The organism is Acidianus ambivalens (genome assembly GCF_009729015.1).
Lineage (GTDB): Archaea > Thermoproteota > Thermoprotei_A > Sulfolobales > Sulfolobaceae > Acidianus > Acidianus ambivalens.
Genome location: NZ_CP045482.1, coordinates 2,045,290 through 2,060,292, shown reverse-complemented (window position 1 = coordinate 2,060,292; position 15,003 = coordinate 2,045,290). Strand labels below are relative to the sequence as shown.

Below are 15,003 nucleotides of genomic sequence, written 5' to 3'. Positions count from 1 at the left end.
TAATAATATTGAGCTTAATGGATGCTAAAGAAATAGTCGCAAAGTATTCAACTGACTATATAAAAGATAAAAAAATAATTGGAATAGGAACAGGAAAAACAATTAGGAAATTGATAGAGACAATAAGTGATATTGATATTTTTAAAACAAAACAATATATGGCTAGCTCAATAGATAGCGAAATTGAGCTAAGTAAAAGAGGATTCTCGGTAATTTCGCTATTTTCTGGCATAATTCCAGACGTTTATATAGATAGCTTTGACTTCCTAATTAGAGAAAATAACGGTAAAATAGTCCTCATAAAAGGAGGTGGCGGGGCATTATTTAGGGAGAAACTATTAACTGTTAATTCTAAAGAGAGAATTTTTATTGGAGAAATAAGCAAATTAAAAGTACCAAAAATTCTTCAAATACCAATAGAAATAGTTCCAGTCTCGTTAAGTTATGTATTAACCAGTTTAACTAGTCAAGGATTTAGAGTCAAAATACGAGAAAGTCAAGGCAAAATAGGCCCATTAATATCAGATAACGGCAACATAATTCTAGACATGGAAGTTGATAATACTCAAGATCTATGCAAGTTAAACAATGAGCTAAGTAATATTGTAGGCGTAATAGAAACAGGTATATTTTGTGACTTGTATGATACTATAATATTGGCAGATACTGATGGAAGACTTGAGATTATTAAAAAAAGCTAAAATTTCCGCAATGCAAGGCAGAATAGTAAAAATACGGTCCAAGCAAGGGTTTCTTTTTACATACGTTTTTCTGGGTAAAGACAGTTCCAAGCATAAGGATCATATAGTAAATGAAAACTACTGTGACTGCGAATTCTTTATCTTCAATAAGATTTACAAGGATAAAGCTTTTTGTTATCATATTTTAGCATTAAAAATCGCGTTACATAGAGAGAAGATTATTACTATAGATGTCGAATTTAACGATTTTTTAGATATAATTAGAGAAATAAGACATGACGGAAAATCATTAAAATTAAGAAAACTGATATACACCACATGAATATAATGGAAATTACGCTGATAGCCACTATTCTAGTATTGGGATTAGGAATTATTTATGTTACTTTCTTGGAAATTCTTGAGGAGCCAAGAAAGAAAAAGGTATTAATTTCTAATAAAAGAAAGAAGAGGGAGTAAAAATGGGAGGTAAAAGAAAGAAGAGAACTAAGATTATTAAACCCAAACCTAAGTTACCAAAAACCTTTGAATGCCCTAGATGTGGTAGAATTGCAATCTCTGTAGAGATTAAAAACGGTATTGCACACATAAAATGCGGTAATTGCGGACTATCTGCAGACATAGAGGTACCTCCTGTATTCGATGAAGCAAATGCATATGGTAAATTCATAGATTTGTACCTTGATGGAAAGTTAGAAATAAAAGAAAGCAATAAAGAGGAAAGCACAAATGAAGGAGAAGATAAGCAAGTACATACAACAACTTAGTGAAGAAGGTGCGTTACATTTTTCTCTTATAGATCCAGATAAAATATCTAATTTAGATAAGCTTGATTCCCTCGCAAGAAAGCTATACGAAGCTGGAACTTCGGCGTTTTTAATAGGAGGAACCTTAGGCGTTTCTAAAGATAAATTAGATAATGTTCTAGAAATTCTGAGCGATATTAAAATTCCTAAAATAATTTTTCCAAGTAATATAAATTTAATTTCAGAGAAAGCTGATGCTATATTATTTTTATCTCTTCTTAATTCAGACGATATATATTACGTAATAGGTGCTCAAGTTGTTGCGGCTCCTTTAATAAAAAAACTCGGTATAGAAGTATTACCTACTGGATATTTAATCATAGGCTATGGAGGTACTGCAGGACATATAGGAAGAGCTAGAATTATTCCATTCGATAATAATGACTTAGCGTTATCTTATGCATTGGCTGCAGAGTTTATGGGTATGAAATTTCTTTATTTAGAAGCAGGTTCTGGATCTCCAGAGCCAGTTAAGCCAGAAATGGTGTCATTAATAAGAAGATTTACTAATCTTACAATTATAGTAGGAGGAGGAATTAGGACTCAAGAAACAGCAATAAAATTAGCAGAAGCAGGTGCTCACATAATAGTTACAGGTAACATAATAGAGGATAACCCAGAAAAAGCTATAAAAATAATAGAGAGTATTAGAAATTATAGGCGAGTTTAAATGCCTTCAACTAAAAAGAGGAAGGAAAATATACCTTTAGCTTCTATGGCTGGATTAATAAGATACTATGATGAAGAGAATGAGAAAGTTAAAATTGATCCTAAAGTTGCATTAATTGGAAGTATTGTTTTAATAGCAATCATATTAATACTATCTAAGCTAGTTCCTCCACCATAAGGTATCTAATATGATTCCTGATTTTTCTGAGCTTAAGAAATTAAGGCAAATAGCTGGTTTAACTCAAGCAGAATTAGCTAAAAGGGTAGGCGTGTCACAGTCTTTCATAGCTAAAATAGAGAATGGTAAGATAGACCCAAAATTTTCAATAATTAAGAAAATTTATGATGAATTACTTTTAATGATAAATATTCAAGATACTGCTGAAAAAATAATGCACTCGCCAGTTATTGTGGCTCATGAAAAAGATGATATACTTAGTGTAGTAAATAAAATGGAAAACTACAACATTTCTCAAATACCCGTAGTTAATAACGATGAGAAATTAATTGGTATAATTTATGATTACGTACTGCTACGCAAAATTATCTCTAATAATATTAAGAAGCTTACAGCATCAAAAGTAATGTCTCCCTTACCCCCATTAATTCAGAAAACTGAACCTATTAATGGAATTTTACGGCTATTTAGTAAATATTCTGTTGTACTAGTTATAGATGATAAATTACATCCATTGGGCATAATTACTAGAAGCGATTTAATAGGATTCTTGGTTAAACATAAATTGGAAGAGCCCCAGTAGGGGGCTACGGGGATATCCTGAGGAAACTCCAGCCTCCAGATCAAGGGAAGTCCCGCGAGGGACAAGGGTAGTACCCTTGGCAACTGCACAGAAAACTTACCCCTAAATATTCAATGAGTATGATTCGACTCTTACCTTGGCGACAAGGTAAGATAGATGAAGAGAATATTTAGGGGTTGAAACGCAGTCCTTCCCGGAGCAAGTAGGGGGGTCAATGAGAATGATCTGAAGACCTCCCTTGACGCATAGTCGAATCCCCCAAATACAGAAGCTGGGTTATTGCTGGGGCTCTTCCTTTAAAAAGGATTTTTCTATCTCTATTATTTCGTCTTTACGTTTCCCTCTATAACTTTCTAAAAGCTCCTTATTCAGATCATAGAATGTCTTTCCCCATTTATATAAGGATAAAAGTTTCAAAGAGATATCTATGAAGTTTAAAATATAAAGGCTAGCAGAAACAGCTTCCAGTGAAGATAGTTTATAGGGTTTTGCGTAATTTATCGGATTACCTGCAAATAGTAAAGGCAATCTTCTAGAGAATCTAGACATAAATCTTGCATAAAATTTAGCATCACTTTTATTCCAAGAACTATCAATCACACTTAAACCGTACTTGTTAACTATTTCAACATCGTCTATAGAGATTACTTCTTCAGATAAAGGATTTAAAACAATGCCTCTGGGTTTTTCAGTATATTTAGCAAATCCGAATCTCACCATCTTTCTCCCAGTTGACTTCTCTGGATCATCTTCATAGAGTTCTATGACAAAAATTTTCAAAATTACTCGTAAAGTTCTTATAGTGCTATATATTAAAACTAATGGGAGTTTAAAATTGATATCAAACCCTCAGTCTAAAAATGTATCCGCGATAATCTTAATAAATACAGACGCTGGAGGAGAGGAAGAAGTTTATGAGAAATTAAAGGAACTAAAGGAAGTTTCGGAAGCTTATATAGTTTATGGTGTTTATGATATAGTAGCTAAAATAGAAGCACAAGATATGGATTCATTAAGGAATTTTGTTAGCTCTACTATAAGAAAATTACCTAAGGTTAGATCTACCTTAACAATGATCATAATGGAGAGTAGCACGATGAAAAAATGAAATACATAATAGGTATAGATGATCACGATTCACCCAATAGAGGTTGCACAACACATTTTGCTACAAATTTAATTAAGATTTTACATAAAGATGGAATAAAATTATTTGATTTTCCGTATTTAATAAGATTAAATCCTAATATTCCATGGAAAACTAGAGGTAATGCATCAATTAAATTAATAGTAGAAAGTGACAAAGATATTGAGGAAATTGCAGACATTGTATGGAATGCTTCACTTGATTATGTAAATAATGTTTCTCAAGGTCTAAAATATGGAAGAAAACCTGGAATGGCTATTGTAAACTATGACTCGTCGATTATATTAGAGAATTTTTACACAAAAGCAGTTTCCGACGTGATAACCCAAGGCTTCATGGAGAAGTATATACAAAAGACTAGTGCAATAGTACGTGGAAGCAGAGGAATAATAGGATCGTTAGCTGCTATAGGATTTGGAGGAAATTATACTTTTGAATTAATTACGTATAGAAAAGAAGAAAACTGGGAAAAGAAAAGGGAAATAGACTTAGATAGCTTAATTGCCTTTGATGAAAAATTCTTTCCTAAAGTTTTTGCTAACGTAGATTATATTAAAAAAAGACCATTAATACTTTCTCACGGAGGAGATCCGGTTTTTTACGGTATAAGAGGAATTGACCCAGAAATATTATTAAAAGGAATAGACATGATACAAATAAAAGATGAGGAAATAGAGAACTTTATGATATTCAAGTCAAACCAAGGTACAGACGCACATATAATTAAACCTGGAGATAAGGTGTATCAAACCTATTATGGTAAAGTAACTATAAAAGACGTAGAAATAATACCAGGTGGAGACGTAATTTTACGCACAGAAAATGGCCTTACAATCTTTGTATATAAAGAAACCGGGGAGTTAAACAGCATGGCTAAGCTCTTGTTGCCAGGAGACGAAATTGTCGTTCTAGGCGCAATAAAACCGTCTAGCAAATACGGTAGAATAATTGATGCTGAAAGAATAGAGATTTTATCATTATCAAATAAGGTAGAATATAAAAATCCTAAATGTCCTATTTGTGGACATTCAAGTGAATCTATAGGTAAAAATAAAGGATATAGATGCAAAAAATGTGGATACAAATTCAATTCAGAAAAGGAAATTATAGAATTTCCAAGAGACATTTGCTTAGGAACTTATCAAACTAGGTATTATAGGCATTTAACAAAGCCAATATTCCTTGAATTTTATAATGATTATAAAAAAGAAACTGAGGTTCTAAATAAAATTTTAAACATTCTACTTCATAATTAAGCGAATTTTGAACTTTAGGTAAAAATACAACTTATATATACTAATAAAACACTTCATGAAAGAAAAGATAGCTACAACTTAATGATATAAAATAAATGAAAGAAGAAGATCCAATTTAATAATAAGGATAAAATAGCTTAGACTCTACTTATTGCCTAATATTTGATAATTCAGAATTTAATAAAAATTTACATAATCTAACATTTCTAGTATACAATAATTAATCGAAACACGATTTTTGTATAACTGTGGAATTACTATCACCGCCTTTTTACTTAACGTCTGATATGATAATTAACAGTCCTTAAATGGCCCAAAATGATAAATATGCATGGGTAATAAAGTTTTCACATTTGGTGATATCAGAATTCGTGAAGTTAAGGGAAAGTATTATGTTTACATCATAGAGAAGGGTGACGGCGATCAGAGAAGAGATCGTTACGTAGGTTCCTTAGATAAGATAGTGGATTTTTATGTTAGCAATGGGATCTGGGAGTATCCCCCAGAGTGGACCGGCCGGGATTTGAACCCGGGACCTTCCGGTTGCAAGCCGGACACTCTTCCAGGCTGAGCTACCGGCCCAATATTCTAATTAAAATCTAGGTTTATAAGTTCAACTATCTAAGTGTCTCTCCCCCTTTATTTCTCTTGGAAAATATCTACTAAAAGGTGCAACATGTATATTATACAAACTTTATATTCTAGTTCAAAACCTAAGTTTTCCAGTGGAAATAAAGGGGTGCCTGTTTTTCTCTTACAATCTCCAGTGGAAATAAAGGGGTATTTTACTCCCCGGTTAAGGCAAAGTTATTATAAGCAGTTTTATTGTGATTCATATATTGTAATGAGTGACATCATAGATGAGGTCTTATCCAGCGTAAAGAATTCCAATATTTTCAAAAATAGGCAATATTTATCGCCCGATTATATCCCTGACGAGTTACCACATAGAGAAGAACAAATAAAGAAAATTGCCAGTATATTAGCTCAAGTATACAGAGGAGAGAGGCCTAATAATATATTTATATATGGTTTAACCGGTACAGGGAAGACTGCGGTAACTAAGTTTGTTTTAAACAAATTATATGAAAAAATTAAATCATTCAAGTATATTTATGTTAATACTAGGCAATCAGACACCCCTTACAGGATTTTAGCAGATATTATAGAAAGTTTTGGAGAAAAAGTACCATTTACTGGGTTATCTACTGCAGAGCTTTATCGGAGAATGCTTAAAATTCTTAACGATGAGCATATTATTATTATAGTTCTAGACGAAATAGATGCTATGGTTGAGAAGCATGGAGATGATATTCTTTATAGGTTAACAAGGATAAATACCGAATTAAATAATGCTAAGGTTTCTTTAATAGGTATAACTAATGATGTGAAATTTGTTGATAATTTGGATCCTAGAGTTAGAAGTAGTTTAAGTGAAGAAGAATTAGTTTTTCCTCCTTATAATGCAGAAGAATTAGAAGATATATTACGTCGTAGAGCTTCCTTGGCTTTTAAAGATGGAGTGATTTCGGATGACATAATAAGACTATGTGCAGCATTAGCAGCTAGAGACCATGGTGATGCTAGAAGAGCTCTAGATTTATTACGAGTTGCAGGAGAAATTGCGGAAAGGCAAGGAGATACTAAAATAACTGAAGATCATATAGAGAAAGCTAGAATAGAGATTGAGAGAGATAGAGTGTATGAAATAATTTCTACGTTACCTTTTCATTCTAAAATCGTATTGATATCCATACTTAACGGATTAAAATATAAGAATACATTAACAACTGGAGAAGTGTATGAGATTTATAAGAAATTAACAAGCGAAATGGGTACAGAGTGTGTAACACAAAGGCGTGTCAGTGATATTTTGAACGAGCTTGATATGGTAGGAATAATAACGGCAACGGTTATTAATAGAGGAAGATATGGCAAAACAAAAGAAGTAAAATTAGCCGTAGATAAAGCTACTATAATTAGAGCTTTAAAGGATAATGATGAGAAATTAATAAGCCTTATTAAAGTCTAGGTACTAAACTAGTTTGTGCTAGTAAGTGGCATAGACGATGGATATTTTCCTTTGACATATAAAGGAAAACGTGGTAAATGTCCTTTAGTTTCAGTCACATTTGATGGATACAAATTAGTAGATGTTGACGTAGAGTTCATAACTGTAGATGGTGATGATGCTACAACCGCATACAAAAATCTTAGAAAAGGAGACATAAAGATGCTTGATAGTATAATTGTTGGTGGATTTAATTATATTATACCAGATAATAATTACATTATTTATTATGCTAGTAAACCAGATATTGATAGCATATTAAATGCGGCAAGAAAACATTATAATGATAAACGTGTTAATGTGATTAAAGAGTTTTTATCTAATATGATTGCATTATCTACTAATCGTGGGACTGTTTATGTCAATACTGATTTAGACCTTAAAATGGTAAAAAGCGTAATAGAGTATTATCAAATATTTTCAAAATATCCAGAACCAATAAAATATGCACATATAATAGGAAAGGCAATAGGTCAACCGCAACTTATTTCTGATTGAAGTCTCTTACTCGTTTTTACTCTTTCTTCTCTTTCTTTCAATCTTTCCTCAAATATCTTCTTCTCTTTTTCACTAGCTGGATTTAATTTAGGAATGGGTCTCGGTTTACCGTTCTCGTCTATAGCTACAAACGAGAAAACAGTTGAGGTGACAAGTCTTTTTTCTCCAGTATAATGGTTTATGGCGTAAACTTTTCCTCCAACATCTAATGACGTATTTCCAGTATATTCTACTGCACCTTGAATTTCCAATATATCTCCTATTTTTACTGGTGAAATAAAATCTGCGGGACCTGCAGATACGGTAAAAGCGTTACCCTTGGAATATAGCTTTGCCACAATTGCTAAAGCTTCATCGAGCATCGTATACATCTTTCCAGCATATAATATACCATTTCCAAATCCATGCTCTGGATAAATAGTTCTTATGTAACTTCTAGTAAAACTTAAGTCGAGTATATCATCTATATCACTCATTGCATGTTTCTTTCTCTCAAGCCTTTGCATTCTTCTTTTTTCTGCATTCTCATCTGGAGGAATCTTAACATCGAGTTTTCTAGGTTTATTATTTTCGTCCACAGCAACATAAGTCATTAATCCTACAGCACCTAATTCTTCTTTATCTCCTCGTCTAATGCAACCTTTAACCTCAATTTCTACTGAGCTATTCCACGTTGCGTTAGCTTTAGCTATTACTCGTAATACATCACCTAATCTAGCAGGTCTAAACAAGAAAATATAATCTACAGAGGCAAGTAAATAATTTCCTTTGCTAATGCTTGACATTAAGATTCCTGCAGTGTCTATAAGCCAACTCATGTATATGCCTCCATGTAATGAACCAAAATGATTAGTGTGCCAAGGGAAAACGTTATAATAGGTCTCTGTTCTCATTTTTTATCACTTCCAGTAATTTCTTTTAGTCTTTCGTCCCCTTTTATACTTTTTATATAGTTATATACACTACTAGGTACTAAATCTTTCCATTCTTCATTCATTATTATTAATTTTCTTATCAATGTAGAATTATATTTCTCCCTATTAAATGCAGGAGGAATATCTATTTCTACTCCCGCTTCCTTAAATAGTCTAACAACTAATGGGTTTCTTGCAAATACCTTTTGGAAGGCTGGTACATACATTTTTACATGATATGCCCAAACGTTATTCATTAAAATATCTGGAATTGGAATAATATAATATCTATCTGTAGGAATTCCGTACTCTTTTAGTGCCATCCTTATCATTTCTATTCTTTCTCCTGCAGTGAACGGATTATTTAATGTGTGACTTTCTTGCGCACTACCTACTATTATTATTAGTTCATCAACTCTCTCTAAAGCCCATTTTACTACACTTAAATGACCTAAGTGGAATGGCTGGAATCTTCCTGGATAGATCCCTCTAAGCAAATATCTTCACCTTCTGAAGCATTAAGTTTTATAGATGCATTCTCTTTATTAATACCTATTTCTATGAAGCCGTAACCATTTTTATATACTAGGAACTCATTACCTTTGCTTTCGCCAAAAGTATTTACTTTTCTTGCATTTAATCTGTTGTTATTGAAAATAATCTTTACATTTTCGTCTACAAACGAAATATTACGGATGCTCGTAGCTATATTACCAAAATGATCTATGTATATTATCTTACCACAAACTAAATTTTTATCCTTTATTATATTATAATTGTAGATAAGTTTTACTAGTTCATCCTTACTTATTTTTGGACCAAACGTATGAATATCTACTCCTGCTGACACAAAACCTGCAGTAGTTGCAAATATATCCCTGCCATGGAATGTCCTAGAAATGTTTTTTGATAAGTATAACCTTGGATTGCTTATCTCGATCACTTCATCTATGCCGTCCTCAGATATTGCAGGATATAGAACTCCGTTATCTGGACCTATAAAGAAATAATTTTTTGATTTTACTAATAGAGCTTTTCTACTTGTACCTACTCCTGGATCTACTACCACTAAAAATATTGAACCTTTTCTGAAATATTTGTACGCCGTATAAAGTAAATATGATGCCGCATACAAGTTGAAATTTTTCGAGTTAGGTGTTATATATGTTATATCCACTTCGTTATTTATTCTTCTAATTACTGCTTCCATTACTCCATTATAATTATCGCTTATTCCAAAATCAGTTAGAATTGCTATTGTTTTCCTCGTTTTTATTCACCAACAATTCTAAGTATGACTTTTTAATCTGTGTTGCTTTTATTTTATATTTTTTAAGAAATAAATTTACATATTCGATAAGTTTTTCTTCAGTTGAATTCGGTATTTCTATTTCTATAAATTCTCCAAGATCTTTCACGCTATCTAGACAAATTATAAATTCTCCATCTTTTAGAAAGATTCTATTTTTAACAACTGTGTATACAGGTTTAAATCCAAGTTTTTCTAAAATTTTAATAAGATTATCCGCATTATTTACATTTACTGTTATTTCTTCTCTAGACTTACTTATTTTTCCTATTTTAGGACCTTTATATGTAAATTCTATTCCACTATCTGTCTTTCTTATTCTTAATGCTTCATCTGTTTTCCTGAAATCTCTAAATTCACTATTAAAATAAATATCTTCTTCTGTTTCTTTCTTTATTAATTGTATTCCATCATTTAATAATTTATCATAAAGTTCTGTTAATGTAGGGGATTCAAGCTTTAATTTTACTTCCCTTTCTATTATATCAGCCATTTGCATGTCTACTATTGAAAACTATATAAAAAAGTATGATAAAGTCTTTGAAATTTCTCCTTCGTTAAAAGCTATAGAATTATCACGTAAGTACGGATTTTTAGATTATATGGTAGAAAGATATTTGCATATATTTAGACACGAAGCAGAAGATTTTCTATATTCGTGTAATTTTCCATTGAAAAAAAGTATAAGATGTAATACATTAAAGATAGATTGTAATGAATTAGAGTCCAGAATTGAACAGAAAGGTTTCAAATTAGAAAAGGTAAGTTGGTTAAAACATGGTTATATAGTAAAGAAAGCGCCTCCTAAACCTTCCTTAGGGGCCACATTAGAATATTTACAAGGCTATTATTATATTCAAGGTTTAGCTTCTATGGTTCCAGCATATGTTCTCAATCCTTCATCTTCAGATACTGTGCTAGATATGGCAGCAGCTCCAGGAGGTAAAACTACGCAGTTATCTCAAATAATGAATAATGAAGGTTTAATTGTAGCTGTAGAGAAATCGAGATTAAGAGTAACATCCCTATTATCAAATATTAGCAGGCTTGGCGTCCGTAACGTTTTATTATTAAGATCAGACGTGAGGACTTTAGAAAAAACTACTCTCTCATTTGATAAGATACTTTTAGACGCTCCGTGTTCTGGAGAAGGATTAATACCCGAAGATCAATCTAGAAAAACAAAAACTTCACTTGATGAACTAAAACGCTTTAGTTTTACTCAGTTACAATTAATTTATACTGCATACAAATTACTTAAAAAAGGAGGAGAACTTGTTTACTCGACGTGTAGTATAGCTCCAGAGGAAGATGAGATGATAGTTAATTTTGCTATTGAAGAGCTAGGAATGAAGGCTATAAAAATCTCTGGATATCCTGCAGAAAATGGTATTGTAGAATATAATGGAGTTTCGTTTAATGAGGAAGTGTCGAATTGTATCAGATTTTATCCCCATAAGAATGGGACAGAGGGATTTTTTATATGTCATCTCAAAAAATGCTAGTAAAAACTATTAGTGCTCACGAATTAATGGGGATTTTAGAAAAAATAATAATGGAATTCGATTGTTCATACGATGAAATCTATGAGTATTTCTCCAAGTACTATATATATGAAATCATTGGGGAAAAGTTCTCACAAATAAGTTTATCTACATCAGATTTTTCAAATATAATTAACGTAATGTCAAAAATAGGATTACATCCATATATGATTGGCACCCCGATTTTAAGGGTAACTAAATCAAAAAAAATATTTCCTTTATTGCCATTAGGCAATATTCTCACAAAATATTGTAAAAAAATTATAAGACTAAATGAAAACCTTATAAATAAGATAATTTATGGAAAAACTATAGAAATTAATGATAAAATTGGTTTTAACAGCGCTATTATAGTAAACAAATATGGAGAGTTTATCGCATATGCTAAAATCAAGCGAGAAAAAAATTATACGTTGATAATACCAGAATTAGATATAGGTTGGTATTTAAGGAAGGGTGGATAAAATATATAATAGTAGTTGTCAAAGTTCTAAGTTTAGAAAGGTGAATAAATTTGGCTGATCAAGTCCAAGAGAAGAAAAAACCTAAAAGCATTGAGGATCTTAGCGGAGTGGGCCAAGCTGTATTAAATAAATTAATAGACGCTGGGTATTCAAGTCTTGAAGCAATAGCAGTAGCGTCTCCACAAGACCTTAGCGTTGCAGCAGGAATTCCGTTAACTACAGCACAACGTATTATAAAGGAAGCTAGAGATGCATTAGATATTAGGTTCAAGACTGCTTTAGAAGTCAAAAAAGAAAGAATGAATGTTAGAAAGATAACTACTAGTAGCCAAGCTTTAGACGGATTATTAGGTGGTGGAATAGAAACTAGGACAATGACAGAATTCTTTGGAGAATTTGGATCTGGAAAGACGCAAATATGCCATCAAATTTCTGTAAATGTACAATTGCCACCTGAGAAAGGCGGGCTGTCTGGTAAAGCAGTTTATATTGACACCGAAGGTACCTTTAGATGGGAAAGAATAGAAGCTATGGCAAAGGCTGCAGGATTAGATCCCGATACTGCAATGGATAATATATACTATATGAGAGCTATAAACTCTGATCATCAAATAGCGATAGGAGACGATTTACAAGAATTTATAGCTAAAAATCCATCAGTAAAAGTAGTTATAGTAGATTCAGTAACTTCACATTTTAGGGCAGAATACACTGGTAGAGAGAATTTAGCCGCAAGGCAGCAGAAATTAAACAAGCATCTTCATCAGTTAACTAGATTAGCAGAAATATATGATCTGGCAGTTATTATTACCAATCAAGTAATGGCAAGGCCGGACATGTTTTACGGAGATCCTACTGTGGCAGTAGGAGGTCACACGCTTTATCACGTTCCAGGAATAAGAGTCCAATTAAAGAAGAGCAGAGGAAACAAAAGGATAGCAAGAATAGTAGATGCACCGCATTTACCAGAAGGAGAGGTAGTGTTTGCAATAACAGAAGAAGGAATTAGGGACGCCGAAGAATAATTTTTTAAAATGGCCAATATTTTCAATATTATGGATTTTCTATGGGCTCCTTGGAGATCTAAATATGTATCAGACTCATCCAAGAGTAAAAGAGAAGAAAAATGCATATTTTGTGAGTTTCCCGAGCAAAATGATGATGAAAGAAATTTAATAGTGTACAGAAGTAAGTACGCTTACATTATTCTTAATAGATTTCCGTATAATCCAGGCCATGTCATGATTGTTCCATATAGGCATATTTCATCTGTTGAGCTATTGGAAGATAGTGAGGCCCAAGATATTTTTAGGTTAATTAAAATTACATTAGCAGCGATTCGGAAGGTTTATTCTCCCGATGGCTTTAACATAGGTATAAATATTGGTAGAACGGCAGGGGCTGGTATAGAAGCTCATGTACACGTGCATATTGTACCTAGATGGAATGGCGATGCTAATTTCATGCCAGTACTATCAAATACAAAAGTATTACCAGAGGGCTTAGAAACCACTTATGTAAAATTAAAAAAGGCAATTGAAGACATTATTAACAATGAAGATTCTCTCGATCACTGAAACATGATGAAGGCAGGGTTTGCAGATGACATATATAAAATATTTTGATGAAATAGTAAAAATTAGGGAAAGGATATCTCCATATATTCATGAGACTCCATTAGATTATTCTACTACGTTCTCAAGAATGGCAAATTCAAATGTTTATTTAAAGCTCGAAAATTTACAAAAAACTGGCTCATTTAAAGTTAGAGGAGCTTTCTCTAAGCTTCTCACATTATCGGATGAAGAAAAGAAAAGAGGAGTAATTGCAGTTTCTGCAGGAAATCATGCACAAGGTGTTGCTTATGCCTCTAAAGTTTTAGGAATTAAATCAGTAATAGTAATGCCAGAAACTGCGCCTATTTCAAAGTATTTATCTACTAAAAGTTATGGTGCAGAAGTTATACTTTATGGTTCATATTTACATGAAAGTATGAGCAAAGCTGAAGAAATAATAAAAGAGCGTAACTTAGTATTAGTTCATCCCTATGACGATATTAATGTTATTTTAGGTCAAGGCACTTTAGGACTAGAAATTCTATCGCAGATATCTCCAGACGTAGTAGTCGTTCCAGTAGGTGGAGGAGGTCTAATTTCTGGAATATCTATAGCATTAAAAGCTAAAAATAGAAACATAAAAATAATAGGTGTTCAATCTTCAGCTTCTCCTTCTTTAAAAATTTCAAAAGATCTAGGTAGGTTAACTGAGATAGAGCCTTCATATTCTATAGCTGACGGAATATTAGTAAAAACCCCATCTAAACTTACTTTTGATATAATAAGTGAACTAGTAGATGATATCGTGTTAGTTGATGATGATGAAATAGCTTGTGCAATGTCCTTGTTATTAGAGAGAGCAAAAACACTTGTAGAAGGAGCCGGGGCCGCTTCTTTAGCAGCTATACTTTCATCTAAAATAAAGCTTAATCCTTCTCAAAAAGTAGTTAGTATATTAAGCGGAGGGAACGTTGATCTCTCGTTATTATCTCATATTATAGAGAAAAATCTATATAAAATAAAACGTATAGTGAAAGTAAAGGTAATAGTTCCAGATAAACCAGGATATTTAAATAAAGTCTTGAGTTATGTTGCAAAAATTAGAGGAAATATTATAGATGTAGTTCACGATAGAATAAGTAGTGATGTAAAACCAGGATATACTAAAATATATGTAATGTTTGAAATTTCATCAACAGAAGCAATAAGTGAATTAATTCTTGATCTAGCTAAGGAAGGCATAGATGCAAAGATTATAGATTAAATTTTTATTTTAGAGAAAAAGTAAGAAGTGGGATCCAAATGGA

General features: G+C 32.2%; 21 protein-coding genes, 1 tRNA gene, 1 other RNA gene and 1 pseudogene. 18 read left to right on the top strand and 6 right to left on the bottom strand.

Features of this window, described 5'->3' with window-relative positions; translation table 11 throughout:
* The first annotated feature begins 17 nt into the window (after positions 1-17).
* The 8 genes from rpiA to rnpB all read left to right on the top strand — a co-directional run bounded on the left by rpiA (position 18) and on the right by rnpB (position 3,228).
* Positions 18-701, top strand: a complete 684-nt coding sequence (rpiA, locus tag D1866_RS11770) for a ribose 5-phosphate isomerase A (RefSeq protein ID WP_152940083.1) — start codon at positions 18-20, stop codon at positions 699-701.
* A complete protein-coding gene (locus D1866_RS11765) occupies positions 670-1,023 on the top strand; it encodes an SWIM zinc finger family protein (protein ID WP_152940081.1) in 354 nt (117 codons plus the stop codon). Before rpiA ends, D1866_RS11765 begins: the two co-directional genes overlap by 32 nt.
* On the top strand, positions 1,020-1,160 hold the full coding sequence (locus D1866_RS11760; RefSeq protein WP_152940079.1) for a hypothetical protein: 141 nt from the start codon (positions 1,020-1,022) through the stop codon (positions 1,158-1,160). The genes D1866_RS11765 and D1866_RS11760 overlap by 4 nt, the downstream gene beginning before the upstream one ends.
* Positions 1,161-1,162: 2 nt before the next feature.
* Positions 1,163-1,468, top strand: coding sequence for a transcriptional regulator (locus D1866_RS11755; RefSeq protein WP_013775589.1), 306 nt, complete (start codon positions 1,163-1,165; stop codon positions 1,466-1,468).
* Complete coding sequence (locus D1866_RS11750; RefSeq protein WP_152940077.1) at positions 1,431-2,177, top strand: phosphoglycerol geranylgeranyltransferase; 747 nt, start codon at positions 1,431-1,433, stop codon at positions 2,175-2,177. The genes D1866_RS11755 and D1866_RS11750 overlap by 38 nt, the downstream gene beginning before the upstream one ends.
* Positions 2,178-2,354 carry a preprotein translocase subunit Sec61beta gene (locus tag D1866_RS11745; RefSeq protein WP_152940075.1) on the top strand — a complete coding sequence of 59 codons (177 nt, stop codon included), beginning with the start codon at positions 2,178-2,180 and terminating at the stop codon, positions 2,352-2,354. It abuts the gene before it with no gap.
* A gap of 10 nt (positions 2,355-2,364) precedes the next feature.
* Positions 2,365-2,937 (top strand): CBS domain-containing protein, encoded by a 573-nt coding sequence (locus D1866_RS11740; protein WP_013775586.1) that lies wholly within the window; start codon positions 2,365-2,367, stop codon positions 2,935-2,937.
* Positions 2,926-3,228: RNase P RNA component (gene rnpB / locus D1866_RS11735), an RNA gene on the top strand. Before D1866_RS11740 ends, rnpB begins: the two co-directional genes overlap by 12 nt.
* On the opposite strand, the gene D1866_RS11730 is transcribed toward rnpB, so the two are convergent.
* Positions 3,214-3,717 carry a DUF367 family protein gene (locus D1866_RS11730; RefSeq protein WP_152940073.1) on the bottom strand — a complete coding sequence of 168 codons (504 nt, stop codon included), beginning with the start codon at positions 3,715-3,717 and terminating at the stop codon, positions 3,214-3,216. The two genes, rnpB and D1866_RS11730, sit on opposite strands and share 15 nt — an antisense overlap.
* A gap of 55 nt (positions 3,718-3,772) precedes the next feature.
* On the opposite strand from D1866_RS11730, the gene D1866_RS11725 reads away from it, so the two are divergent.
* The 3 genes and pseudogenes from D1866_RS11725 to D1866_RS11715 all read left to right on the top strand — a co-directional run.
* Positions 3,773-4,045, top strand: a complete 273-nt coding sequence (locus D1866_RS11725; protein ID WP_013775584.1) for an Lrp/AsnC ligand binding domain-containing protein — start codon at positions 3,773-3,775, stop codon at positions 4,043-4,045.
* Positions 4,042-5,340 carry a tRNA(Ile)(2)-agmatinylcytidine synthase gene (locus tag D1866_RS11720; protein ID WP_152940070.1) on the top strand — a complete coding sequence of 433 codons (1,299 nt, stop codon included), beginning with the start codon at positions 4,042-4,044 and terminating at the stop codon, positions 5,338-5,340. Before D1866_RS11725 ends, D1866_RS11720 begins: the two co-directional genes overlap by 4 nt.
* A gap of 331 nt (positions 5,341-5,671) precedes the next feature.
* Positions 5,672-5,818: pseudogene (locus D1866_RS11715) on the top strand (putative integrase); the annotation flags it as partial.
* Between the two features lie 30 nt (positions 5,819-5,848).
* On the opposite strand, the gene D1866_RS11710 reads toward D1866_RS11715, so the two are convergent.
* Positions 5,849-5,922, bottom strand: a tRNA-Ala gene (locus D1866_RS11710).
* A 262-nt stretch (positions 5,923-6,184) separates the two neighbouring features.
* Here D1866_RS11710 and D1866_RS11705 point away from each other — a divergent pair.
* A complete protein-coding gene (locus D1866_RS11705) occupies positions 6,185-7,372 on the top strand; it encodes a Cdc6/Cdc18 family protein (protein WP_152940067.1) in 1,188 nt (395 codons plus the stop codon).
* 15 nt (positions 7,373-7,387) lie between these two features.
* On the top strand, positions 7,388-7,909 hold the full coding sequence (locus D1866_RS11700) for an endonuclease dU (protein WP_155861178.1): 522 nt from the start codon (positions 7,388-7,390) through the stop codon (positions 7,907-7,909).
* Here the strand turns inward: D1866_RS11700 and D1866_RS11695 are convergent.
* Genes D1866_RS11695 through cyaB form a run of 4 tightly spaced genes read right to left on the bottom strand, consistent with a single transcriptional unit; the run spans position 7,885 to position 10,625 of the window.
* On the bottom strand, positions 7,885-8,802 hold the full coding sequence (locus D1866_RS11695) for an acyl-CoA thioesterase (protein ID WP_152940065.1): 918 nt from the start codon (positions 8,800-8,802) through the stop codon (positions 7,885-7,887). The genes D1866_RS11700 and D1866_RS11695 overlap by 25 nt on opposite strands.
* Entirely contained in the window at positions 8,799-9,320 is a 522-nt protein-coding gene (locus D1866_RS11690) for a nicotinamide-nucleotide adenylyltransferase (RefSeq protein WP_013775579.1), read from the bottom strand. The genes D1866_RS11695 and D1866_RS11690 overlap by 4 nt, the downstream gene beginning before the upstream one ends.
* Positions 9,275-10,033 carry an SAM hydrolase/SAM-dependent halogenase family protein gene (locus D1866_RS11685; RefSeq protein ID WP_231136333.1) on the bottom strand — a complete coding sequence of 253 codons (759 nt, stop codon included), beginning with the start codon at positions 10,031-10,033 and terminating at the stop codon, positions 9,275-9,277. Before D1866_RS11685 ends, D1866_RS11690 begins: the two co-directional genes overlap by 46 nt.
* A 31-nt stretch (positions 10,034-10,064) precedes the next feature.
* Complete coding sequence (cyaB, locus tag D1866_RS11680) at positions 10,065-10,625, bottom strand: class IV adenylate cyclase (protein ID WP_231136332.1); 561 nt, start codon at positions 10,623-10,625, stop codon at positions 10,065-10,067.
* 4 nt (positions 10,626-10,629) lie between these two features.
* Between cyaB and D1866_RS11675 the strand changes: the two genes are divergently transcribed.
* The 5 genes from D1866_RS11675 to ilvA are packed head-to-tail and all read left to right on the top strand — an operon-like array spanning position 10,630 to position 14,960.
* Positions 10,630-11,637, top strand: coding sequence for an RsmB/NOP family class I SAM-dependent RNA methyltransferase (locus D1866_RS11675; RefSeq protein WP_152940060.1), 1,008 nt, complete (start codon positions 10,630-10,632; stop codon positions 11,635-11,637).
* Complete coding sequence (locus tag D1866_RS11670) at positions 11,616-12,140, top strand: hypothetical protein (protein ID WP_152940058.1); 525 nt, start codon at positions 11,616-11,618, stop codon at positions 12,138-12,140. The genes D1866_RS11675 and D1866_RS11670 overlap by 22 nt, the downstream gene beginning before the upstream one ends.
* A 50-nt stretch (positions 12,141-12,190) precedes the next feature.
* A complete protein-coding gene (gene radA, locus D1866_RS11665; protein WP_152940056.1) occupies positions 12,191-13,165 on the top strand; it encodes a DNA repair and recombination protein RadA in 975 nt (324 codons plus the stop codon).
* 30 nt (positions 13,166-13,195) lie between these two features.
* On the top strand, positions 13,196-13,717 hold the full coding sequence (locus D1866_RS11660) for an HIT family protein (protein WP_152940054.1): 522 nt from the start codon (positions 13,196-13,198) through the stop codon (positions 13,715-13,717).
* A 25-nt stretch (positions 13,718-13,742) separates the two neighbouring features.
* Positions 13,743-14,960: a threonine ammonia-lyase gene (gene ilvA / locus D1866_RS11655; protein ID WP_152940052.1), complete on the top strand. Its 1,218-nt coding sequence runs from the start codon at positions 13,743-13,745 to the stop codon at positions 14,958-14,960.
* The last annotated feature ends 43 nt before the right edge of the window (positions 14,961-15,003 follow it).